General features: G+C 42.4%; 1 protein-coding gene. It reads left to right on the top strand.

Translation table 11 applies throughout. From position 1 onward, the window contains the following. Positions 1-422 (top strand): agmatine deiminase family protein (locus CYP05_RS04090; RefSeq protein ID WP_141090275.1); only part of this gene is annotated, 422 nt, incomplete at its 5' end. Positions 423-434 lie beyond the last annotated feature (12 nt).

Below are 434 nucleotides of genomic sequence, written 5' to 3'. Positions count from 1 at the left end.
GGCTTGAAAATGGCTTTATAAGAGGCGATGACACAGATAGTCACATCGACACTTTAGCGCGCTTTATCACGCCTGATACGATAGCTTACGCAGCTTGTGATGTCAAGAGCGATGAGCACTTTGATGAGCTTAAAAGGATGGAAGATGAGCTTAAAAAAACTGGCTTTAAGCTGCTTGCGCTGCCACTACCAAAACCTAAATTTTATGATGGCAAAAGGCTTGGCTGCACCTATGCGAACTTTATCTTTATAAATGGCGCGCTAATCATGCCAACATATAACGACGAAAATGATGAAAAGGTGCTAAATTTACTAGCCCAGGCACTGCCAGATAGAAAGATCATCGGTGTAAATTCGCTAGTTTTTGTCCGTCAAAATGGCTCGCTTCACTGCTCAAGCCAAAATAGATACAAAAGGTCTTAGCCTTGTCAAGTC

The sequence above is a fragment of the Campylobacter concisus genome (assembly GCF_002913545.1).
In the GTDB taxonomy this organism is placed as follows: domain Bacteria; phylum Campylobacterota; class Campylobacteria; order Campylobacterales; family Campylobacteraceae; genus Campylobacter_A; species Campylobacter_A concisus_AV.
Note: the sequence above shows the minus strand (reverse complement) of the source record. Positions and strands in the feature narration are given on the sequence as shown.